Genomic DNA, 20,126 nt, shown 5'->3' with positions numbered 1-20,126 from the left:
AGAATGAGCGATTTAGGGTATAGAAATGAACGCACAATCTAACCTAAAATCATGCTTTAATACTTTAGAAGGCTTTGCACAACTTATCTATGATGCCGTTACTACACCTTGGCCAGCCTACGAAGCACTCGGCACACAAAAAGACGGCAAATGGATTCAATTAAATGGCAATATCCTACAAATTGAAAATGAATTTTATGCCACTATTCGTCCTAAACGCACACATGGCAGAGGTGAGCGTCCTATCACGGCATTATTAAAAGATGGGATTCAATACATTGAAGTTCGCTGCATCGATATTGATCCCTTCCATCCTCTTGGTATAAGTGAGGATACCTGCCGATTCCTGGACGCATTTTTACTTTATTGTGCTTGCACCCAAAGTGCTGCTTTTCCAGGAACTGGACAATGTAAAGAAAGTGAGAGCAATTTTAATAAAGTAGTAAACTATGGTCGCCAGCCTGGTCTAACACTCCTAAATCAGGATAAAGACATCTCGCTAAAAGAGTGGGGCCTAGCACTTATTGAACAAATCAGGATTGCCGCGACATTATTAGATAAAGCTTATAATACACAAGCTTATAGTCGTTCTCTTGATGCTCAAAAAACTAAACTATTAGATTCAACACTGTGCCCTTCTAATCAAGTATTAGCACTATTACAAAAAGAAAATAATCACTTTAATGAGAGTATTACTAAGCTTAGCCAATTTAATACTGATACATTAAGAGTCGTCCCCCTCAATAAAGAACTTTACGACAAATTTCTACAGCAAGGTAAAGAAAGTATTGCCCAACAAGAACAAATCGAGAAGTCTGATCATATTGACTTTGCAACCTACTTACAGCAATTTATGGATGCATTAAAAATTTAAACTTAAACTATCCCGCTAGCATAGAATTTAGGTTAATAATTTTTAATCCTATGCCCCTATTATGTGGGGTACTTAAGATGATTATTTTTGACGTGCAGATTTCCTCAACCAATACATCACTGATTAAGTATCAAAATCTGCACGCCGAAAACTTTACTATCAACAAATTAAAAGGGGATGATATTTATATCACCCCCTTCTCATTTTGTAGATTGCCAGATTAGTTTTTCAAAGAAACAATCCATTCAGCAAGAATTTGTGCTTCTTCATCGCTTACAGGGTTAGGAGGCATTGGCACTGCTCCCCATTTACCAGAACTACCGCCCTTAATACTAGCAGCAACTGTTGCTGGATCAGAGTATTTTGCAGATACATCATTGAATGCGGGACCAACAACCTGAGCTTCTACACTATGGCACGCAGAACAAGCTTTCGAATTAAATAAAGCTTTTGCTTTTTCAATGTCTACTGTACCTTTAGTAGCAGCAGGTGCTGGTGCAGCTGCTGCTGGAGCAGTCTCATCAGGTTTAGCTTCTGTCGTTGCTGCTGGTGATGCTTCTGCTGGTTTAGCTTCTGTCGCTGCTGCTGGTGCTGCTTCAGCTGGTTTAGCTTCTGTCGCTGCTGCTGGTGCTGCTTCAGCTGGTTTAGCTTCTGTCACTGTTGCTAGTGCTGCTTCAGCTGGTTTATCAGCTTTTTTATCATCGACTTTATTAGCATCGGCACCTTTGTCAGCAGGCTCAGCAAGCTTACCACCTGAAGCATTAGCCATAAATACAACCGCACGTTGAACTTCTAAATCACTTAGCTTAGGATTACCACCACGAGACGGCATTCCATTAAAACCTTCAAGTGCATGCTTAAATAGAGTAGCCTCACCTTGTGCAATACGAGGTGCCCACGCAGCACTATCACCCTTCTTAGGCGCCCCTGCTAGCCCAGCATCATGACAGGACATACAGACGCTTTTGTAAACCTCTTCACCTGTTAAAGGACCTTTCTTACCACTATCTAATGTAATAGCTGGTGCCCCCGTATTATATTTAGCTACAGGTGCAATACGATCCTCAATAGCATCAGATGTTAATAAGGCAGGGTCAGTATCTGAAGAGCTGAATGTCTTTATTAAAATAATGATAAGGATGATAGGCAATAACAATACCAACGCCAGTTTTAATAATGTTTGGCTTGATTTATTAGCGTTCGTGCTCATAAAAAATCCTAAAAAAATAAGAAATAAATACTAATAATATGTGATTATAACTTTACTCTACACTTGAGATAATAGGATTTATCATTATTCTTCAAAATATCTTTTTTTTTGCGGAAATATTTACTTTTTTGCCACGTTTATGCTTAAATTTTAAATTATTTCACTTACAATAGAGGCTTTCTCACCGTAGTTCAATGGATAGAATAAGAGTTTCCGAAGCTCTTGATACAGGTTCGATTCCTGTCGGTGAGGCCATCAACAAATTCAAAAAAATTTATTTTTATTCAAAACAGTTTAAAAATATTAATAAAAACAACTGGTTAAAATAAAATTTCCTTCCTTTTTCTTTATTTTACTTCGATTAAATTTAAGCCTATTGATTAAATTATGTAGGTAAATTATCATTAGTTTACCTACACAAGTTAGATTTTTACCCACACAGATTTAGTTTGTTTTTATTTTGTAAAAATGAATCATTCCTACCTTAATCACGAATTATTTTCATTAAAATTTTCTAGCTTGTGTTTTTACCCACCAACTTGCGTTTTTCCCCCAAATTTGTGGAGTTTTTAGCGCAATTTGTGGTTTTTTCCTCTGTATGGCTCATTGATAGATTAATTTTAGCTAGAAATCCATTTAAAATAGAAATGTTAGAGAAGTTAGCTACTCTCTCAACAGAAGAACAGCTAAATATCATTCAACAAGTAAATAATCTATATGCTTTACATAGCATTGTTAACGCATCTAAAACAACTAATTAGTACAATACTCCCTAGCCAGAAAAACATTGAAGAGGTTAACCAAATATGAGTAAGTATTTAATCACATTCGACATGGATACAGATTGTTTAAGAGAACAATATCATGCCATGAGCTATCAAAACGCTTATGCTGATATAAAAGCAATCCTGTTAAAGCATGGATTTAACCATTTACAAGGTAGTGTTTATTTAGGTAACGATGGCATTAGTGAAGCTCATGGGACATTAGCTATTCAAGAATTAACAGCTAGATATGACTGGTTTTTTAGTTGCGTTTCTAACATCAAGTTTTACAGACTTGAAAGCGATTTAAACGCCGATTTCATCGCTCGTGGAGTTTATGAAGCCAAACAGTTATTTAATCAACGTTTAGCAAAACTAGAAGCCGAATTAAAAGACGCTGGATTACCTACAGCCAAAATTAAAGAAATCCTTAGTAAAGAAGTATTTTTATTGGAAGATAACCAACCAATTAAAAGCAAAAAAACTAAATAACCTTTGAAATATATTAAAACGCCCTTTAGTGGCGTTTTTTTATGTTCTAGCGGTTTTTAGCCGTATACACAACATCATTCAAATTTAATACTGAACTGTTTTAAAGGAAATTAAAGTAAAAATATCTCTAGAGCCACAAAAACTCCACAAGTTGCCCTATTTTTTTATTTAACTTATTGATATATATAATATTTATATAAAATAAAAAAACCACAAGTTGCAAAAAAACTCCACAAGTTGGGGGGGGTAAAACCACAAGTTGCCATAAAAACTCCACAAAATGAGGGGGTAAAACCACAAGTTGGAATAAAATAGCTACGTCAAGACATAGTAGGTAAATATGTAGGTAAAAACAAATTCAATTAATTAAAACTATTTTATTATCAAATGCTTATATAAAAATATGGATTCGGCCTCAGGCACCACTAGTACATCTCCATACATTGCATGAATATATTTAATCCCTGTAAGAACCTAGTAAACAAGCCATTCTCCGAGGGTGACCAATAAACCCTTATTTTCTGATATTAACAAGGAATAAAAACGCACCTCTTATTTGGTTTAAACCTTTGTAATGTTGATATTTCTTGACATGGTGAATGGCTTGCTAACTATTGATACAAAACACTAAGCATTAACAGCCTTACTATCTTTAGCAGTTAAAGTAATATTTAAAGCGTTTAACACTTTATTTACAGTATCAAATCGGGGGCTAGTTTTAGCATTAAAAGACTTATAAAGACTTTCACGGCTTAAACCTGTATCTTTGGCTATTTGAGACATCCCACGAGCCTTAGCCACATCACCGAGCGCCTTAAAAAATAAATCTATGTTGACAGTTTCAAGAGCAGAGATTAAATATTCTTTTTGTACTGTTTCAGTATCTAAATAATCAGACACATCAAATTGAGTAATTTCGATTTTTTCCATGTTCATAATCGTATGGGGTGGTTATTCATCAATATATAACTGGCTAGGACGGCAGTTATACACTTTAGCCAACCTTTCTAATGTTTTCATTTGTGGTTTAGAGCTTTGTTTTTCGGCTTGAGAAATAGCCGATTGTGTAAGCCCTGTTTTATTGGCTACTTCACTTTGGGATAAACCACGATACAAGCGCCACGCACCAAGTAAGCTAATATCATGAGAAACCATAATATTTACTACTTCATTGGGGATTGTTTCGTTATCGTTATTGCCTTTAATTACTGGTATTGATACCCAGCCGTTATCATCACACATAAGCAACCCCAGCTATTTTTATATTTACATTTACTTGATGGCTTAATTCTTCATAAAGTAATTCATCAATAGAGGAGTGAATTTCATGTAACAAGGCTTTAATGTCCGAAGCCTCAACAATCAAACCATGAAGATTGGGACTAGTCACTACAAACACATTAGCCTCATTATCATGTAAAACCTCAATCATAACGGATAACGTTATACCCATACGAGCAAGTGAACGCCAGAACGGCAAGCCTACACGATATTTAAACACATTAAGCGTGCTGATGATGTTCAATTTCTGATAATGGCTTGATAGATAAACCAAAGCCCAAAGCGCCTAAAACTTTCTGTAGTGTTTCATATCGAGGTTTGGAACCAGTAGATAAGGCTTTATACAATCCCTCACGGCTTAACCCTGATTTTTTGGTCAACTTCAGACATTCCACGAGCCTTAGCCACATCACATAAGGCATGAAGTAGTAATGACTGGTCGCCGTCTTCTATGGCTTGCTTTAAATATTCTTCAATAACTTCTTCACTATCTAAAAATTCTGCAATATCAACAGGCTTAATTTTAACGGCTAAACTCATATATTAAGCTCCTTTAATTTCTTTCCATAGTTTATGCGCAATCTTAATGTCTTTCTCTTGAGTGGATTTATTACCACCCCAGAACATTAAATAAATATGCTTGCCTTCTTGCCCGTAGTACATACGATAACCAGCGCCAACATCAACTTTCATTTCAAAAACCCCACCGTTTAGGCTTTTTACATTGCCTAAATTACCTAACATGGCACGCCTTAAGCGTAACGATATAGCCGCCTTAGCCTTGTTATCTTTGATACTAGCTACCCACTTAGAAAATTCTTCAGTCTGGTTAATGATGTACATAGTAGAACCCTCAAGACTTGATTTATTGTAAACGATTGTTCACATTCACGCAATGCGAGATATTAATGTATAGCTATTTTAGTGTTGTTTTAGCTATGCACTGTACGAACAGACAGTGCATAATGATTATAGGCATTGCCTAGGTCAGCACAACCGAAAGATGCACCCGCTAAAGCATTCGGTAATATCCCCCTTTATTTTTAGCGTTTACCTTTTAGCGAGGGTGAAGAATGGGAATAGAAACATTTAATTTAGTGGAAAGTCTTTGCAAACAGAGCATAATTAATCATTCTCTAGGGGAAAAAATAAGTTATTCGATTAATCTTGAGCATTGTTAAAGTCTAATCTCAAATTAGACCATGATGGTTATGTAATATATGATTTAGTATTATTGTATGAAATGGTAGATAACAAGGCTATTGACTTAAGTAAGGATCCAATATGAGACCGTCTGAATTGTTAAAAGCAAAAAAGGCTGATGTAGAGAAACTTTTTGAAAAATATCCATTAATTACTAACTCAAGGGTTTTTGGTTCAGTAGCTCGTGGAGATGATGTAGAGGGTAGTGATATTGATTTGTTAATGATCCTAAGGCAACCCAAGCAATCATTGATTCTATTTAGTACGTTACACTACCATTGCTAATTTTTCCTTGAACATTTCGTAATAATCATTTTGGCGTCTTACGACAAGTCAATTTTCTTATTGATTAAACTTATTTCCATTTGTTATTTTGAATTTGAGTTTTATTGCCTTAAACTTATATAACATAAATTCACTTAGTGAATATTAATTTAGTTTTGTATGGAAGTTGCTATGATTAAAAAATTCTCAATACTTGTGTTTTCATTATTAACATTTAGCGCCTCTAGTGTTGCTTTGGCAGATGGTTCTTTATTAGATCGTATCAATGCAAAAGGCACGATTACGGTAGGGACAGAGGGAACGTATGCACCGTTTACTTATCATGATGCGAGTGGCAAATTGACTGGGTATGATGTGGAAGTGACTCGTGCCGTTGCCGAAAAATTAGGTGTCAAAGTCGATTTCAAAGAAACCCAATGGGATGCGATGTTAGCAGGATTAAAAGCTGGACGATTTGATGTAGTGGCTAACCAAGTAGGTTTAACGACGCCTGAACGCCAAGCTATTTTTGATAAATCTAAAGAATATAGTTGGTCTGGTGCGATGTTATTGGCTCGTTCAGACGAAACACGTATCAGTAATCCTGAAGATGTTAAGGGGTTAAAAGCAGCTCAAACGTTAAGCTCTAACTATGGTGAGTTGGCACAAAAGTATCAGGCACAAATTGTCCCTATTGATGGGATGGCGCAAGGCTTACTATTAATCCAACAAAAACGTGCTGATGTAACGTTTAATGACTCCTTAGCACTACTCGATTATTTAAAGAAAAATCCTAATTCAGGCTTAAAAACAGTGTGGGAGTCTCCAGAAAAAGTTGGTGCTGGAATTGTGGCTAACAAGGGTAACGATGAGGCGTTAGCTAAAATCAGTGAGGCGATTACACAGCTACAACAAGATGGTACACTTAAGCGATTAGGTGAACAGTTCTTCGGTAGAGATATTAGTGTTAAATGATTTATTGCTTTCATTGCCATTTATGACTGAGGCTCGTGCCGAGCTAGTCATAAATGGTTTTTGGCCGATGGTAAAAGCGGCCTTTTTAGTTTCTATCCCACTTGCTATCGCATCGTTTACTTTAGGTATGGCAATTGCGGTAGGCGTGGCATTGATTCGAGTTACTCCTATTCAAGGGATTCTCCATCGTATCGTCTTATGGATAGTCAAGGGGTATATTTCGATTATCCGTGGTACGCCTATGTTAGTACAAATTTGTATTGTTTTTTATGGGCTACCTGCGATAGGTATTTTTATTGATCCTATTCCTGCAGCGATTATTGGATTTTCTTTAAATATTGGTGCGTATGGCTCTGAAACTATACGGGCAACAATTCTTTCTGTTCCGAAGGGGCAATGGGAAGCAGGATATACTATTGGTATGACGTATATGCAAACGTTTTGTCGCATTATTGCGCCACAAGCGTTTCGTGTGGCTGTCCCTCCATTAAGTAATACCTTTATTGGCTTGTTTAAAGATACTTCTTTAGCATCAGTTGTGACCGTAACGGAGATGTTTCGTGTGGCACAACAGGTCGCTAATGTTTCTTATGATTTCTTACCTGTTTATATTGAAGCAGCGTTGATTTATTGGCTGTTTTGTTGGGTATTGTTTTTTATTCAAGCGCGTTTAGAAAAACGGCTTGATCGTTATGTGGCGAAATAGTGATGATTACAGTCAGCAATATTCATAAAACCTTCGGGAATAACAATGTGCTTAGAGGCATTGACTTAACGATACAAAATGGGCAGGTAGTTGTTATTCTAGGGCCTTCTGGTTCAGGAAAAACGACATTTTTGCGCTGCTTAAATGCGTTGGAAATGCCAGAGCAAGGGAGTATCGCCTTTGATGGTGTAGCGCCACTTTATATTGATTTTGCCGCCAAACCATCTAAAAAAGATATTTTGACGCTGAGACGTAAATCAGGCATGGTATTTCAGAACTACAATTTATTCCCCCATAAAACAGCACTTGAAAATATTATTGAAGGTCCTGTATTCGTACAAAAAAAGGATTTGGCACTCGCTAAACAAGAAGCCAAAGCGTTACTAAAGAAAGTGGGGCTTGAGGATAAAGCGGATTTATATCCTTTTCAGTTATCTGGGGGGCAGCAGCAACGTGTAGGAATTGCTAGGGCACTTGCGATTCAACCTGAACTAATGTTGTTTGATGAGCCGACATCTGCACTAGATCCAGAGTTGGTGCAAGATGTATTAAATACCATGAAATCATTGGCAAATGAAGGCAGAACAATGGTTGTGGTAACGCATGAAATTAAGTTTGCGCTTGATGTGGCTGATGTGGTTGTTGTCATGGATAATGGAGAAATTGTTGAGCAAGGCTCACCGCAGCAACTTTTTTCTACTCCTCAACACGAACGAACCAAACGCTTCTTGCATCAAATCCGTATGGATTCATAGGGAGAGTGTTTCTAACCTAGAGTAGGGAGTTCACGCCAACTCCACTTACCTTCACTGCGGTAACGGTTCCAGTCAAAATAAGGACCAGGGTCTGTTTTGCGGACAGGAGCAATATGTTCATGTCCACGCACTGCACGTAATGGATAGTGGTACCGTAATAACGCAGAGAGTGCAGTTAGGCTACAATATTGTTCATCAGTAAAGGGTACATAATCACTTCCCTCAAGTTCAATACCAAGAGAAAAATCATTGCAGCCTGCTTTTCCTTCAAAGCTTGAAATGCCTGCATGCCATGCTTTGTTCTGCGTACTGACAAACTGAATAATTTCACCCGTACGACGAATGAGAAAATGAGCAGATACTCTTAAGTGAAGCAATTTGTTGAAAAAAAGGATGGTCTGGAACCTGTAATTGATTCGTAAATAGTTGTTCAATATAGGGGCCACCAAAATTATTCGGTGGTAGGCTGATATTATGAATAATGAGCAGTCTTGCCTCTTCATTAGCAGGACGTTGGTTAAAGTTAGGAGAGGGAACAAGTCTAACCCCTGCGGATGGTACTAACCAACCATGACGATCTAAGTGTAAACTAGGGGAATTTGTTGTCATTCAGTTACTCCTGTCTCTTTGACTTTACAAGATAATTAAGCTGTGGTTGAATGACTACCCAACCGCTCATGTTCTTCATCACACCAGATATGACCATGTCTTATCAATGCTTCATGTTCAGGGATGTGTGTGCCACAGTACTCACATTTGACCATGGTAATCGTTTTTTTGAGTTGCTGATGTTGTTGTGCTTTAAGATAAGCCTCTTTTCGTTTGGCTGCTCTAAAATAGGCCAGTACACCAAAAATAAACGCAAAAAACAACAGAAACTTCATCGATGTAAATTCCTTTAGGTTTAAAATAAATTGATGCTTATTTTGTAATCAATTCTTCAAAAATAAAACGAGTACCCGTATAAGCTAGCATTAGTAAGCCAAAGCCTAGCATGGTCCAACGCAAGGCAATGCGTCCACGCCAACCCCACATCATTCGACCAAATAACAATATCCCAAAAATTAACCAAGAAATCAGGGTGAAAAAAGTTTTGTGATCATGTGGTAATAGCTGTCCTGTTAAGTCAATGGATACATACATACCACTTAAGATTGAGAGGGAGAGTAGGGTAAAACCAATCCAAATTAATCGAAATAATAAACGCTCTTGTACCATTAGCGGTGGTTGAGCATCTAGGATTCTAGAAACTAGGCTATTCGTATCAGAAAAATTTTGTGGACGATGTAAATAGTTATCTAAACCCGTCATAATCAATGCTTGTAATGCACTCAGTGCAATGAGGCTATAAGCAAATAATGAAATAACTAGATGTACCATAAATGTGTTGTTGTAAACGGTAATACTAGTACTATGTTCTGAAATAGGGAAGATGGCTGCTAATAGGCAAATGATAAAACCAATAGGTAGTAGTAATAATAAAAAACCCGTTAATCGAATAAAGTTACTTTCGACCCAATAAATCATTAGACCCAACCAAAGTGTGAAAGAGAGTCCAAGAGTCCAGTTTATTCGTATCATACCGTCAGCAAGCATACCAAGATGAATCGCAAAACCTTGAACAATAATTAAGCCAAATAGAATGATAGAAACCATTAAAGGACGCTTGGTAAGTGGTTTTTTTTGATATAAAGCCCACCAAATTGAGATTCCTAAGCCGAGATAAGCCAAAGCAGCCAGATAGTGCAATACAATAGCAGATGACATCATTATTGAAAAACGTCCTAAATAAGAATAAGTTTTTTTACAAGTATATCACTTTGCTTATTTGGGAAATCTGAACGAATACTTTGAAACGAATATGTTTGATAATTTAACTAACCGACTTTCCAAAATCATGCAAACCATGCGTGGTGAGGCACGACTAACCGAAGCTAACACCAAAGATATGTTGCGTGAAGTTCGTATGGCGCTGATTGAAGCAGATGTGGCCTTACCTGTGGTACGCGATTTTATAGAGCGTGTCAAAGAAAAAGCAATGGGTTTAGAGGTATCAACAAGCCTCAATCCGGGTCAAGCCCTTGTAGGCGTGGTTCATAAAGAACTCACAGCACTTATGGGTGGTGATCTAGGTGAAAATGCGAGTGAGTTATCCTTGGCAACACAGCCTCCAGCAATTATTTTGATGGCAGGTTTGCAGGGTGCCGGTAAAACCACGACAACAGGTAAATTAGCAAGGTTATTAAGTCAAGGGCTACTAAAAAAAAATGGTCGCAAGATTAGCGAGAAGAAGGTTTTAGTGGTGAGCGCTGACGTCTATCGACCAGCGGCAATTGAGCAATTAAAGACAGTAGCCTCGCAAGTGGGGGTTGATTTCTTCCCATCGGATGCTACTCAACGTCCTCAAGATATTGCCTTGGCAGCGGTTGATTATGCTAAACGACATTTCTATGATGTATTGCTAGTGGATACGGCGGGTCGATTAGGTATAGACGAAGCCATGATGAAAGAAATTGCTGAATTGCATCAAATCTTAAAACCAATAGAGACGTTATTTGTTGTTGATGCGATGCAAGGTCAAGATGCCGTGAATGTGGCAAAAGCATTCTCTGATGCTTTGCCTTTGACAGGGGTGGTATTGACTAAATTGGATGGTGATGCACGAGGAGGTGCTGCACTATCCGTGCGTCATGTGACAGGCAAACCGTTGAAGTTTATCGGTGTATCTGAGAAATTAGATGGTCTGGAAGCTTTCCATCCAGAACGTATGGCTCAGCGCGTATTAGGCATGGGTGATATTGTTTCTCTTGTGGAGCAAGTACAAAGTAATATTGATGTTGCTGAAGCCGAAAAAATGGCGAAAAAGCTCAAGAGTGGCGATCGGTTTGATTTAAATGATTTCTTAGAGCAACTTCAGACAAGTGAAAAAAATGGGTAGTATGAGTAGTTTATTAGAAAAACTACCCGGACAATTTGCCCAAGCCGCAAGTCAACTAAATCAAGGAGAGGCAGAAAAGCACTTACGTCGTACAGAAGGTATTATCCGTTCCATGACGCCAAAAGAACGTAGTAAGCCAGAGATTATCAATGGTAAACGTAAGCAACGTATTGCTGCAGGCGCAGGCGTACAAGTGCAAGAAGTGAATCGTTTACTAAAACAGTTTGATCAGATGCAAGGTATGATGAAACAGTTTAAAAAAGGTGGTATGGGTAAACTGATGCGAGGTATGGGCGCACTTAAAGTCATGGGTGGCTTGGCTGGTATGGGTGGATTTGGCGGTTTTGGTAAAAAACGCTAAATAATCTCTCGTGCTAAATAAAAGAGGCGAATGTTGTTTCAACATTCGCCTTTTCTCAATAGAGACTCAGTCTTGAGTCCTATTAAGGTAGAAAATCATCTATTGGTTAAATTATAACGCAGGAATACGTAAAACTTGACCTGGATAGATTTTATCTGGGTGAGTTAACATTGGTTTGTTAGCTTCAAAAATTTGAGGATATTTGTTAGCATCACCGTACATTTCTTTAGCGATTTTAGATAATGTATCGCCTTTAACTACTGTGTAGAAACGAGACTCAGCTGCTGGTTGAGCCACAGAAAGTTGATTGTCTACTTGAGCAACGCCTTGAGTGTTACCTAAAGCAATAGCGATTTTTTCAGCTACTTCGCTATTAGCTGCTTGACCTTTAACAGTTACTTTGTCGCCATCTACAGAGATGTCTAAACCTTCAGCGTCTAATTGATGTTTTGCAAGTTCTTTTTTTAAGTCATCAGCAGAAGCTGCATTGGCATCAGAGCCACCAAATAGTTTTTCACCAGCTTCGCGTAAGAAATTTAGAATACCCATTATTTTTCTCCTTTAGAAATAATGTTAAAAACAAGTATCTGTGTTTATTATGACTGAAGAATAAGACAAAACAAAGACCACTGATGTAAAGAATTGTGAATAATACACAATTATTAACGTTTATCGGCCCATTTATCCGTGGCGTCAATTAATGCTCTCATAATGCCAGGTTCGCTAAACGCATGTCCAGCATCATGGATTAATTGAAAATCAGCTTCTGGCCAAGCACGATGTAGTTCCCATGCCGTGTGCACAGGGGTACATGCATCATAGCGCCCTTGAATAATAATGCAAGGGATATGACGAATTTTATCCACATTATTAATAAGTTGATTATCTTCAAAAAAACCATTTTGCATAAAATAGTGATTTTCAATTCGAGCAAAAGCGACAACAAAGCTATCAGCAGAAAAATGGTTGGCTGTATCCTGATCAGGAAGTAGCGTAATCGTACGTCCCTCCCATTGTCCCCATGCAGACGCAGCAGCTAATTTTTCAGTTTCATCTTGACCTGTTAAACGACGATGGAAGGCGCTTAATAAGTCATGACGCTCATTTTCCGGGATAGGTTTGACATAGTCCTCCCAATAGTCAGGGAATAAATAAGAGGCACCTTCTTGGTAGAACCAACGGATTTCTTCTTTTCTTGCGGTGAAAATACCGCGAATAATGAGCTCGCTGACATGCTCTGGATAGGTTTCAGCATAGGCAAGTGCTAATGTAGAGCCCCATGATCCACCAAAAATCATGGCTTTTTCAGCCGCTAATATCTCGTTACGTAGGCGGTTAATATCTTCTACTAAATGCCATGTCGTATTGTTTTCAAGAGAGGCATATGGCAGAGATCGACCACAACCTCGTTGATCAAATAACATGATATGGTATTTTTCAGGATTGAAAAGACGGCGATGATTTTCAGTGCATCCTGCTCCTGGACCACCATGTAAAAAAATGACAGGCTTACCATTAGGATTACCACAGAGTTCCCAATAAATTGAGTGACCGTCATTAGTATCTAAATAGCCAGTTTTATAAGGTTCAATAGTAGGGTATAGCATTACTAATCCTATATGTCAGAATATAAAAAATTTTAATTATCACGTAATGATAACGTGGATAGTAGATGTCAGTGTTTATTTTTTTGTAAACACTAAGTCCCATGAACTATGTCCTAAGCGAAATCCCCGAGTTTCAAATTTAGTTTGAGGACGATAATCAGGCTTGGGTGCATAGCCATCAGCCGTATTTTGTAGTAGGGGTTCAGCGCTTAGTACTTCAAGCATTTGTTCGGCATAGTTTTCCCAGTCAGTGGCACAATGAATATAACCACCAGTCTTAAGTCTTTCAGCTAAAAGTTTTACAAAAGGGGATTGGATTAGGCGGCGTTTATGATGTCGCTTTTTTTGCCATGGATCAGGGAAATAAATATGAATGCCAGCAAGACTCTCAAGGGGAATCATATGATTAACAACATCCACTGCATCATGTTGAATAATGCGCATATTTGTTAATCCTGAATTTTCAATGCGATTGAGCATTGAGCCTACGCCAGCATTAAATACTTCTACCCCTAGAAAGTTTTCATCCTTTCGTGTCAGACAAATTTTTTCTGTAGTTTCTCCCATCCCAAAACCAATCTCTAGAATAGTTGGCGCACTACGTTTAAATACTTGCTCAAAATCAAGTAACGTAGGGCTGTATGTAATTCCCCACTTTTGCATAAGTGTGTCGAGTGCTTGTTGCTGACCGGGTGTAATATGGGCACGGCGATGAACAAAGCTACGAATACGCCCAAATAAGGGATGTTTTCCGTCCTCTGTGGGTGCAGTATTTTCAGAAGTATCGTGATCCATATTAGTCATTTCTTGTTCTTTTGGCGTGTGGTGATTATTCATATAAACGATAAAAAGAGAAAGGGAACGATAGCCTAATCATATAGGCTATAGCTCCCTTGTGTAAATAGTAAAGGCTTAGCGAACTCGCATACCAGGTTGAGCACCGGGGAAAGGCTCTAATACATAAATACCGGGGTTAGACTTCTCATCAGCGTGGCTACCGGCCAACACCATGCCCTCAGAAATACCAAATTTCATTTTACGAGGGGCCAAGTTGGCAACCATCACGGTTAATTTACCAATTAAATCTTCCGGTTTGTACATTGATTTGATACCTGAGAAGACATTGCGATGACGACCTTCACCCACGTCTAGTGTCAGGCGTAATAATTTATCAGAACCTTCTACATGTTCACAATTAACGATTTTGGCAATACGTAGGTCAATTTTAGCAAAATCATCAATAGTGATTGTGTCAGCGATTGCTTCGCCACCAGGTGTAGGTGTTTCTACGACAGGAGCAGGTGGTTCAAGTAAGGCATCTACTTGGCTCTCGTCCACGCGTTGCATTAAGTGCTTAAATGGACTAATCGTACGAGGAAGTTCGCTAGCATCTTTCCAAACAAAAGAGCGGTTTATCGCAAATAGCTCATGAGAAATACGCTCTGCTAAAGCAGGTAACACAGGACTTAAACAGATAGATAATGCTTTGAAGCTGGCGATGGCTCGAGAGCAAATGTCTTGTAATTGTGCTTTTGTTTCATCAGAAGCAGTACTAATTCCTTTGGCAAGAATCCATGGTTGAGCTTGGTCAAACGCTTGGTTTGCTTTATCAGCATAGCTCATGAGATGACGAATAGCACGACCATATTCACGATGTTCAAAGTCTGTACGAGCTGATTCAATGAGCTGTTCGATTTCTTGTGTGATATCAGCCTCATTACCAAGGTAAGCTAGCTGCCCATCAAAATGCTTACTAATGAAGTTGGCGGCTCGGCTAGCAATATTGATATATTTACCGATAAGGTCTGAATTAACGCGAGCGATAAAGTCATCAGGGTTAAAGTCAACGTCTTCCACTTTGGCATTTAGTTTGGCAGCAATGTAGTAACGCATCCATTCAGGATTCATCCCTAAATCAAGGTATTTCAATGGAGAAATACCAGTGCCACGGCTTTTAGACATTTTTTCACCACTCACTGTGATAAAACCATGGGCATTTAATTGATCTGGCACTTTTCGTCCAGAGAATTTCAACATGGCAGGCCAAAATAACGCATGGAAATACGTAATATCTTTACCAATAAAATGGATTTGTTCAGTATTACCTTCAGGGTCTAATAACGCATCAAAATCAAGCCCTTGTTTAGCGCAGTACGCTTTTAGTGAGGCTAGGTAACCGACAGGAGCATCTAACCACACATAGAAATATTTGCCTGGTTGATCAGGGATTTCAATCCCAAAATAGGGAGCATCACGAGAAATATCCCAGTCATTTAAGTTATTGTTACCAATGCTCTCACCAAGCCACTCACGTGTTTTACCCAATACCTCATTTTGCAAATGTTTATAACCAAATTTGCTAGAGCCTTGAGTCCACTCGTGCAAAAATTCTACACAACGACGATCCGATAAATTAAAGAAAAAATGTTCTGATGTTTTTAAAACAGGTGTAGCATTGCTTAATGTTGAGTACGGATTGATAAGTTCTGTTGGTGAATATACAGCACTACAGACCTCACAAGAATCGCCATATTGATCCTTAGCATGACATTTTGGACATTCCCCTTTGATATAACGGTCAGGTAGGAACATCCCTTTGACAGGATCATAGAATTGCTCAATAGTACGTTGGCTAATGAGATTATTGGCTTTTAATGCTTTGTAAATAAGTCCTGATAATTCTGTATTTTCAGGGCTATGAGTGCTATGCCAATGATCAAATTTGATATTAAACCCATTTAAATAGGTCGGGCGTTCTGCCGCAATACGAGCAACCAACTCTTCAGGTGTAATCCCTTCTTTTTCCGCCTTAAGCATAATCGGTGCGCCGTGAGCATCATCAGCCCCTACAAAATGCACGGTATGACCAGACATTCGCATTGCACGTACCCAGATATCGGCTTGAATATATTCCATGATATGACCAATATGGAATGAACCATTGGCATAGGGTAAAGCGGTAGTGACAAAAATAGTACGAGTCATAGTCTTAACGTCTTGTAAATATGCAAAGGTATGATTTTAAACGAAAACAGTCTATCTTTCATGTAAAGCTTGCTAGCTAGCTGAAAGTAATGCTGTTATTTTAGGTGAGAAAAACCACTATTTTATGGTAGGGCTTGTCCGTAGTACGTGTGAAGTGAACAATGTAGTAAGGTTGTCAGCAGCACGAACCCACCGAAGTGAGTTAGCAGAACATCGCTAACCACAGTAGAAACCCCTTGCATTCATGCAGGGGAGGATGTCAACTGTTAGTCTTCTTTCTGAACATTTCTTAATTCAACATCACTAATTTCTTGTGCTTTACGGCGACTATAGTTAGGCTGACGAAAACGCTCATTAAATTGTGTTTGCGTGGCTTTAGCTCTAGTTCGTTGTTGTTGCCAATAGTCAGAGGCAGAGAATTTTTTGCCTTCTAATAGTATATATAAGATACATAATGGCAAACGTTATCACCCCAATCACTAAAAAAGAAAACGTGATAAAGAGACCAACTAAGGTAAATATAAAAAATAAAAATCCTCTCAGTAGTTGGTTAAGCGCATCCATAGATTAAAACTCCTATAACATTGGGGTGTTTAGCGACAGTAACGTACAAACACGGTATGATTGTGTCTTATTTTACACCTTTTGGGGAAAGTAACATGTCAGCACAATTAAATTCCGCCAGCATTTTAGAACAATTAAAACAGCTCAAGGACCCTTTGATAGGGGTTCCTATTGGTCATAAATTTAAACAGGATGATATTCGTTTAGACGGCAGTGTCGTGCATCTTCGATTTTTGCCTGGATACCATTTAAATGACCAAGATGTCGCTGGGTTATATGCTCAGTTTCAACAATTATTAGAACCATTGGGTGCAACAAATGTACGCTTGGAGCTTATAACTGGGGTACAAATACATAAAGTTCAAGATGGTCTAAAACCAATTGAAACAGTCAAAAATATTATTGCTGTAGCGAGTGGCAAGGGTGGTGTAGGGAAAAGTACAACAGCGGTTAATCTTGCCGTAGCACTGGCACAGTTTGGTGCAAGAGTAGGGGTGTTGGATGCCGATATTTATGGACCTTCTCAGCCTATATTGTTAGGGGTAAAAGGCAAGCCAGACATTAATCAAAAACAACAAATGGTGCCGCCGAAAGCTCATGGTGTATGGGTGAACTCGTTTGGTTTTTTAATTGAGGAAAATCAGGCGGCTATTTGGCGTGGACCTATGGTTGTGCAGGCAATGAATCAGTTATTAACTATGACAGCGTGGCCTGATTTGGATTATCTTATCGTTGATATGCCACCAGGGACAGGAGATATTGCTTTAAGTTTGGCACAAAAAGTTCCTGTTGTCGGTAGTGTGATTGTGACTACGCCTCAAGATATTGCTTTATTAGATGTTCGTAAAGGAGCATCTATGTTTGAAAAAGTCAATGTACCCGTCTTGGGGATTGTAGAAAATATGAGTGTGCATATTTGTAGTCATTGTGGTCATGCAGAGCATATTTTTGGTGAGGATGGTGGTAAACGATTAGCACAAGAGTTGCAGTTAGATTACTTAGGAGGATTGCCGCTTGATATCAAAGTAAGAGAAAATTCTGATCGAGGAACACCTATTGTTGAAAGTGAACAACACAGTGAAATAAGTCGTATTTATCAACAATTAGCTCGTAAAGTAGCGGTAAATGTTTCAAATTTAAAAAAGGATATGGCACATAAATTTCCATCAATTGTGGTAAAACGGTAAAATTAAGAATTATTCGCTTTTATCACAGAGAATGAGAACAGCCCAAGTCATGATGTGGGCGGGGATTCTTTCACTGTCTTGCACAATTTGTGTTAAGGCAGCGGAAGAGCCCGTCACTAATAAAAAACCAGAAGTTGTTATTGATCCCAGTGGATTGCCTCCAGATGTATTAACTGCTGTTAATAAAGGGGTTAATGTTATTGTGCGCCAAGCCGACGATCAAGATGCCGGTGAGGCGGCGCGTATTCGTCGCAAGGGACATGAGGCTGTTGTTTCTGCGTTAGCAACAAAAGGTTATTTTAATCCTGTCGTTACCTTAGAAGTTGGGGAAGATATTGGTGGTGATACTTGGGATGTGTCTATTGAGCCAGGAGAAATTTCTGTGGTTCAATCGGCTAATAATGCGTTTACAGGACGGATTGCTGATCCAGAATATGCTAGCCGTGTAAAGCAATTACGCGATAATTGGAAACTCCCTGTTGGTAAAAACTTTATTAATGCCGACTGGAGTAAAGCCAAGACAGATTTGATTGACAAGGTTCAAGAAGAAGACTTCTATTTTGCACGCATGATTCGTTCTCAAGCTGTGGTGGACCCTGTCGCTTCAAAAGTCGATACGGTCACTGTAGTGGATAGTGGTCCTAGTGTCACCCTAGGACATGTTGAGGTTTTGGGACTGAGGCGAGTCCCAGTTAGCGTGATTAATCGTTATATCCAATATGAACCTGGTTTACGCTATACACAAGAGCAACTAGAAGAATGGCAATCTAGACTTCAAGCAACAAATTATTTTAGAGGGGTTTTTTTAAAAGTAAAAAATCCTGAAGATGAGGCGATTTACGCCGAAAGAACAGCACAACTCCCACTAGAGGTCAAAGTGACGGAGGCTCCTGCACGGACTATCACAGGATCACTGTCGGTGGATGATTCAGTAGGTATACGAGGTGAGGTTTTATATCGTCACAATATTGTCTGGGGCTTGCCGGTAACGATGGAAACTGGTGCTGGTGTTGACCTTGATAATCAACGAGCTTTCTTGGACTTTTATTTACCTCCTAATCAAAATGGTTCAGTTGATAGCTTTGGCATTATGGCAAGGCATTCTGATATACAAAATGAAGAGGTCACTCGAGTAGGGATTGGTTGGCGACGTAAACGAGAGTTTAAGTTAGACTCTCAAAGTAATGTCGAGTTTGAGAATAATTGGGCATTGATGGCAAACTATGATATGGTTAAGCGGAAGAATGACCCAGTTAATCCAGAATTTAAATTGCCTTCTCTTGTCGCAACATATGATATTTTACGTCGAGATGTCGATGATAAATACAATCCACGCTCTGGGAATTTATTTGCGATGGGGGTAGGGATTGGTCATAACTTAAAGCAAAGAAAAAACTTCTATCGAGCTTCTGCTCGTGGTCAATTATGGTTCCCTGTTGGTAAAAGAGACATTATTACGGTGAGAGCTGAAGTGGGGCATGTGTGGGCAGGGGATAATACCATTTTTCCAGATGATTTCGGCTATCGCACTGGTGGGGCAAGAACCATTCGTGGCTATAAATATTATGGCATTGGTGAAAAAGCAGGTGATTCAATCATTGGTACACGTGCTTTAGCTGTGGCAAGTACAGAGTATATGCATTATTTTGATGATACATTTGGAATGGGTGTTTTTGTTGATGTCGGTGATGCAGCTCGTCGTTTCAAAGATATGAAACTGAAAGTAGGTACAGGTGTTGGTGCCCTAATTAAAACACCCGCTGGACCATTAAATTTAGACCTAGCCTATGGGCATTATGACAAGAAAATTCGACTACATTTTTCTCTAGGCATCGCATTCTAAACATACTATGATCAGAAAATCACTCAAATATTTAGGTACCTTCCTCCTTGTTTTTTTGATAGTGCTGCTACTGTTAATTGTTTGGCTATTGGGAACAAATACAGGGGCAAAGATCTT

Annotated in this window: 22 protein-coding genes, 1 tRNA gene and 2 pseudogenes; 10 read left to right on the top strand and 15 right to left on the bottom strand. The window is 38.7% G+C overall.

Translation table 11 applies throughout. The annotated features are described in order from the left end of the window. Nucleotides 1-25 precede the first annotated feature (25 nt). Nucleotides 26-874 carry a hypothetical protein gene (locus tag V757_RS25610; protein ID WP_052019423.1) on the top strand — a complete coding sequence of 283 codons (849 nt, stop codon included), beginning with the start codon at nucleotides 26-28 and terminating at the stop codon, nucleotides 872-874. A gap of 220 nt (nucleotides 875-1,094) precedes the next feature. Here V757_RS25610 and V757_RS28680 read toward each other — a convergent pair whose 3' ends face one another. Next, nucleotides 1,095-2,084, bottom strand: coding sequence for a c-type cytochrome (locus tag V757_RS28680; RefSeq protein ID WP_023952717.1), 990 nt, complete (start codon nucleotides 2,082-2,084; stop codon nucleotides 1,095-1,097). Nucleotides 2,085-2,264: 180 nt separating this feature from the next. On the opposite strand from V757_RS28680, the gene V757_RS25605 reads away from it, so the two are divergent. Both V757_RS25605 and V757_RS25595 read left to right on the top strand, forming a co-directional pair. After that, nucleotides 2,265-2,339 (top strand) — tRNA-Arg (locus V757_RS25605). Between the two features lie 551 nt (nucleotides 2,340-2,890). Then, entirely contained in the window at nucleotides 2,891-3,340 is a 450-nt protein-coding gene (locus V757_RS25595) for a virulence-associated protein VapD (RefSeq protein ID WP_023952713.1), read from the top strand. 627 nt (nucleotides 3,341-3,967) lie between these two features. On the opposite strand, the gene V757_RS25590 is transcribed toward V757_RS25595, so the two are convergent. From V757_RS25590 to V757_RS25570, 6 genes are read right to left on the bottom strand one after another with little or no spacing between them, the layout of a single operon-like run. Next, nucleotides 3,968-4,270, bottom strand: a complete 303-nt coding sequence (locus V757_RS25590) for an addiction module antidote protein (protein WP_023952711.1) — start codon at nucleotides 4,268-4,270, stop codon at nucleotides 3,968-3,970. 21 nt (nucleotides 4,271-4,291) lie between these two features. Continuing rightward, nucleotides 4,292-4,582, bottom strand: a complete 291-nt coding sequence (locus tag V757_RS25585) for a helix-turn-helix domain-containing protein (RefSeq protein WP_023952709.1) — start codon at nucleotides 4,580-4,582, stop codon at nucleotides 4,292-4,294. Further along, a complete protein-coding gene (locus V757_RS25580) occupies nucleotides 4,575-4,895 on the bottom strand; it encodes a DUF1902 domain-containing protein (RefSeq protein ID WP_245587047.1) in 321 nt (106 codons plus the stop codon). Before V757_RS25580 ends, V757_RS25585 begins: the two co-directional genes overlap by 8 nt. Beyond that, nucleotides 4,843-5,031 carry a helix-turn-helix domain-containing transcriptional regulator gene (locus tag V757_RS29805; protein ID WP_342664084.1) on the bottom strand — a complete coding sequence of 63 codons (189 nt, stop codon included), beginning with the start codon at nucleotides 5,029-5,031 and terminating at the stop codon, nucleotides 4,843-4,845. Before V757_RS29805 ends, V757_RS25580 begins: the two co-directional genes overlap by 53 nt. After that, entirely contained in the window at nucleotides 4,973-5,161 is a 189-nt protein-coding gene (locus V757_RS29800) for a helix-turn-helix domain-containing transcriptional regulator (protein ID WP_315970390.1), read from the bottom strand. Before V757_RS29800 ends, V757_RS29805 begins: the two co-directional genes overlap by 59 nt. 3 nt (nucleotides 5,162-5,164) lie before the next feature. Further along, complete coding sequence (locus V757_RS25570) at nucleotides 5,165-5,464, bottom strand: type II toxin-antitoxin system RelE/ParE family toxin (protein WP_023952705.1); 300 nt, start codon at nucleotides 5,462-5,464, stop codon at nucleotides 5,165-5,167. Nucleotides 5,465-5,905: 441 nt separating this feature from the next. Here V757_RS25570 and V757_RS25565 point away from each other — a divergent pair, with 441 nt between their 5' ends. From V757_RS25565 to V757_RS25550, 4 genes are all read left to right on the top strand, one after another. Beyond that, nucleotides 5,906-6,109, top strand: a complete 204-nt coding sequence (locus V757_RS25565; RefSeq protein WP_023952702.1) for a nucleotidyltransferase family protein — start codon at nucleotides 5,906-5,908, stop codon at nucleotides 6,107-6,109. 171 nt (nucleotides 6,110-6,280) lie between these two features. Next, nucleotides 6,281-7,063, top strand: a complete 783-nt coding sequence (locus V757_RS25560) for an amino acid ABC transporter substrate-binding protein (RefSeq protein WP_023952700.1) — start codon at nucleotides 6,281-6,283, stop codon at nucleotides 7,061-7,063. A gap of 22 nt (nucleotides 7,064-7,085) precedes the next feature. Then, nucleotides 7,086-7,769 (top strand): amino acid ABC transporter permease, encoded by a 684-nt coding sequence (locus V757_RS25555; protein WP_218184513.1) that lies wholly within the window; start codon nucleotides 7,086-7,088, stop codon nucleotides 7,767-7,769. Nucleotides 7,770-7,771: 2 nt separating this feature from the next. Then, nucleotides 7,772-8,524, top strand: coding sequence for an amino acid ABC transporter ATP-binding protein (locus V757_RS25550; RefSeq protein WP_023952696.1), 753 nt, complete (start codon nucleotides 7,772-7,774; stop codon nucleotides 8,522-8,524). An 11-nt stretch (nucleotides 8,525-8,535) separates the two neighbouring features. Here V757_RS25550 and ampD read toward each other — a convergent pair. The 3 genes and pseudogenes from ampD to V757_RS25535 all read right to left on the bottom strand — a co-directional run bounded on the left by ampD (nucleotide 8,536) and on the right by V757_RS25535 (nucleotide 10,294). Then, nucleotides 8,536-9,133: pseudogene (ampD, locus tag V757_RS25545) on the bottom strand (1,6-anhydro-N-acetylmuramyl-L-alanine amidase AmpD). Between the two features lie 35 nt (nucleotides 9,134-9,168). Then, complete coding sequence (locus V757_RS25540; protein ID WP_023952694.1) at nucleotides 9,169-9,408, bottom strand: PP0621 family protein; 240 nt, start codon at nucleotides 9,406-9,408, stop codon at nucleotides 9,169-9,171. Between the two features lie 37 nt (nucleotides 9,409-9,445). Then, on the bottom strand, nucleotides 9,446-10,294 hold the full coding sequence (locus tag V757_RS25535) for a cytochrome C assembly family protein (protein WP_023952692.1): 849 nt from the start codon (nucleotides 10,292-10,294) through the stop codon (nucleotides 9,446-9,448). A 91-nt stretch (nucleotides 10,295-10,385) separates the two neighbouring features. Here V757_RS25535 and ffh point away from each other — a divergent pair. Continuing rightward, nucleotides 10,386-11,823 (top strand): annotated as a pseudogene (gene ffh, locus V757_RS25530) (signal recognition particle protein). A 111-nt stretch (nucleotides 11,824-11,934) separates the two neighbouring features. On the opposite strand, the gene lysM reads toward ffh, so the two are convergent. From lysM to V757_RS25505, 5 genes are all read right to left on the bottom strand, one after another. Further along, nucleotides 11,935-12,372 (bottom strand): peptidoglycan-binding protein LysM, encoded by a 438-nt coding sequence (gene lysM, locus V757_RS25525; protein WP_023952690.1) that lies wholly within the window; start codon nucleotides 12,370-12,372, stop codon nucleotides 11,935-11,937. A gap of 113 nt (nucleotides 12,373-12,485) precedes the next feature. Next, nucleotides 12,486-13,430, bottom strand: a complete 945-nt coding sequence (gene pip / locus V757_RS25520; protein ID WP_023952688.1) for a prolyl aminopeptidase — start codon at nucleotides 13,428-13,430, stop codon at nucleotides 12,486-12,488. A 75-nt stretch (nucleotides 13,431-13,505) separates the two neighbouring features. Continuing rightward, a complete protein-coding gene (trmB, locus tag V757_RS25515) occupies nucleotides 13,506-14,267 on the bottom strand; it encodes a tRNA (guanosine(46)-N7)-methyltransferase TrmB (protein WP_023952687.1) in 762 nt (253 codons plus the stop codon). A 75-nt stretch (nucleotides 14,268-14,342) separates the two neighbouring features. Beyond that, nucleotides 14,343-16,415, bottom strand: a complete 2,073-nt coding sequence (metG, locus tag V757_RS25510; protein ID WP_023952685.1) for a methionine--tRNA ligase — start codon at nucleotides 16,413-16,415, stop codon at nucleotides 14,343-14,345. Nucleotides 16,416-16,681: 266 nt separating this feature from the next. Beyond that, nucleotides 16,682-16,876: a hypothetical protein gene (locus tag V757_RS25505; protein ID WP_023952683.1), complete on the bottom strand. Its 195-nt coding sequence runs from the start codon at nucleotides 16,874-16,876 to the stop codon at nucleotides 16,682-16,684. A gap of 198 nt (nucleotides 16,877-17,074) precedes the next feature. Between V757_RS25505 and apbC the strand changes: the two genes are divergently transcribed. After that, the gene (gene apbC, locus V757_RS25500; RefSeq protein WP_023952681.1) at nucleotides 17,075-18,166 is read left to right on the top strand and encodes an iron-sulfur cluster carrier protein ApbC; all 1,092 of its coding nucleotides are present in this window, start codon (nucleotides 17,075-17,077) and stop codon (nucleotides 18,164-18,166) included. Between the two features lie 31 nt (nucleotides 18,167-18,197). Beyond that, entirely contained in the window at nucleotides 18,198-20,009 is a 1,812-nt protein-coding gene (locus V757_RS25495) for an autotransporter assembly complex protein TamA (RefSeq protein ID WP_023952679.1), read from the top strand. Nucleotides 20,010-20,126: the final 117 nt, after the last annotated feature.

This window comes from Pelistega indica (genome assembly GCF_000506865.1).
Classification (GTDB): Bacteria; Pseudomonadota; Gammaproteobacteria; order Burkholderiales; family Burkholderiaceae_B; genus Taylorella; species Taylorella indica.
This window is presented reverse-complemented; position numbering and strand designations above follow the sequence as displayed.

Coding starts and splice junctions, on each gene's coding strand:
- V757_RS25610 (WP_052019423.1), top strand. CDS start 26: ATGAACGCACAATCTAACCTAAAATCATGCTTTAATACTTTAGAAGGC.
- V757_RS28680 (WP_023952717.1), bottom strand. CDS start 2,084: ATGAGCACGAACGCTAATAAATCAAGCCAAACATTATTAAAACTGGCG.
- V757_RS25595 (WP_023952713.1), top strand. CDS start 2,891: ATGAGTAAGTATTTAATCACATTCGACATGGATACAGATTGTTTAAGA.
- V757_RS25590 (WP_023952711.1), bottom strand. CDS start 4,270: ATGGAAAAAATCGAAATTACTCAATTTGATGTGTCTGATTATTTAGAT.
- V757_RS25585 (WP_023952709.1), bottom strand. CDS start 4,582: ATGTGTGATGATAACGGCTGGGTATCAATACCAGTAATTAAAGGCAAT.
- V757_RS29805 (WP_342664084.1), bottom strand. CDS start 5,031: ATGTGGCTAAGGCTCGTGGAATGTCTGAAGTTGACCAAAAAATCAGGG.
- V757_RS29800 (WP_315970390.1), bottom strand. CDS start 5,161: ATGAGTTTAGCCGTTAAAATTAAGCCTGTTGATATTGCAGAATTTTTA.
- V757_RS25570 (WP_023952705.1), bottom strand. CDS start 5,464: ATGTACATCATTAACCAGACTGAAGAATTTTCTAAGTGGGTAGCTAGT.
- V757_RS25565 (WP_023952702.1), top strand. CDS start 5,906: ATGAGACCGTCTGAATTGTTAAAAGCAAAAAAGGCTGATGTAGAGAAA.
- V757_RS25560 (WP_023952700.1), top strand. CDS start 6,281: ATGATTAAAAAATTCTCAATACTTGTGTTTTCATTATTAACATTTAGC.
- V757_RS25555 (WP_218184513.1), top strand. CDS start 7,086: ATGACTGAGGCTCGTGCCGAGCTAGTCATAAATGGTTTTTGGCCGATG.
- V757_RS25550 (WP_023952696.1), top strand. CDS start 7,772: ATGATTACAGTCAGCAATATTCATAAAACCTTCGGGAATAACAATGTG.
- V757_RS25540 (WP_023952694.1), bottom strand. CDS start 9,408: ATGAAGTTTCTGTTGTTTTTTGCGTTTATTTTTGGTGTACTGGCCTAT.
- V757_RS25535 (WP_023952692.1), bottom strand. CDS start 10,294: ATGATGTCATCTGCTATTGTATTGCACTATCTGGCTGCTTTGGCTTAT.
- lysM (WP_023952690.1), bottom strand. CDS start 12,372: ATGGGTATTCTAAATTTCTTACGCGAAGCTGGTGAAAAACTATTTGGT.
- pip (WP_023952688.1), bottom strand. CDS start 13,430: ATGCTATACCCTACTATTGAACCTTATAAAACTGGCTATTTAGATACT.
- trmB (WP_023952687.1), bottom strand. CDS start 14,267: ATGAATAATCACCACACGCCAAAAGAACAAGAAATGACTAATATGGAT.
- metG (WP_023952685.1), bottom strand. CDS start 16,415: ATGACTCGTACTATTTTTGTCACTACCGCTTTACCCTATGCCAATGGT.
- apbC (WP_023952681.1), top strand. CDS start 17,075: ATGTCAGCACAATTAAATTCCGCCAGCATTTTAGAACAATTAAAACAG.
- V757_RS25495 (WP_023952679.1), top strand. CDS start 18,198: ATGAGAACAGCCCAAGTCATGATGTGGGCGGGGATTCTTTCACTGTCT.